A 1,161-nucleotide genomic window follows, 5' to 3' on the forward strand; every position below is an offset into this window, starting at 1 on the left:
CGCCCTGCTCGGCGCCTCCGCCGCCCTGCTCGGGGGCGGGGTCGGGGGCGGGGTCGGCGGCGGGTGGCAGGCTGTCGGGGTGCCCAGCAAGACGCCCGCCCGCGCCGCGAGGAAGACCGCGGCGCCCACCCCCTCCCCGCACGACGTCGAGCCCGCGCCCGTGGTGCTGCTCACCGGCTCCGAGGAGCACCTGGCGGACCGGGCGCTGACGGCGCTGGTGGCGCGGATGCGCGAGCGCGACCCGTCCTTCGAGCGCACCGACGTCACCGCCGCCGGCTACCAGAAGGGCCAGCTGTCGACGTGGACGTCGCCGTCGCTGTTCGACGAGCCGTCCCTGGTGCTCGTCGACGGCGTCGACGCGGCCGGGGAGGCGTTCGTGGAGGACGTGCTGGAGTACCTGCCCGCGCCCGCGGACAGCGTGGTGCTGGTGCTGCGCCACCGCGGCGGCAACCGGGCCCGCAAGGTGCTGGAGGTGGCCCGCTCGGCGCCGGGCGCGGTGGAGGTGCTCTGCCAGCCGCTCAAGCGCGACCAGGACAAGGTGGACCTGGTGCTGACCGACGCCCGGCGCGCTCGCCGGCGCATCGACGTGGAGGCGGCCCGCGCGCTGGTCGCCGCGCTGGGCGGCGACCTCGGCGAGCTGTCCGCCGGCCTGGACCAGCTCCTCACCGACACCGAGGGCACCGTCACCGAGGCGGACGTGCACCGCTACCACTCCGGGCGCCGGGAGGCGACGGGGTTCGAGGTGGCCGACGCAGCCGTCGCCGGCGACGCCGGGCGGGCGCTGTCGCTGGTGCGGCACGCCGAGGCGACGGGGGTGCCGGCCGTGGTGGTGGTGGCCGCCCTGGCCTCGCGGCTGCGGCAGCTGGCGAAGGTGGCCGCCACCCGCGGGCGCAGCGCCGACGTCGCCAGGGACCTGGGCATGGCCCCGTGGCTGGTGGACAAGGTGCGCCGCGAGGTGCAGGGGATGGCGCCCGAGCGGATGGCCGAGGCGATCCTGGCCGTGGCCGCGGCCGACCACGCCGTCAAGGGCGGGCGCGGCGACGGCGCCTTCGCCCTCGAGCGCGCCGTGCGGATCACCGCGGCCGCCCGCGACCGCTGACGACCGGGACCCGGGCGCCGCGGTGCCGGGACGGCGAAGGGCCGGTCCCCCCGCGGGGGGAC

General features: G+C 78.7%; 1 protein-coding gene. It reads left to right on the forward strand.

Annotated elements, in window-relative coordinates; translation table 11 throughout:
• The coding region (holA, locus tag ACRYR7_RS25525; RefSeq protein WP_432575195.1) for a DNA polymerase III subunit delta at positions 1-1,099 on the forward strand (1,099 nt) is incomplete at its 5' end.
• Positions 1,100-1,161 lie beyond the last annotated feature (62 nt).

The organism is Kineococcus gurbantunggutensis (assembly GCF_050871925.1).
Lineage (GTDB): Bacteria > Actinomycetota > Actinomycetes > Actinomycetales > Kineococcaceae > Kineococcus.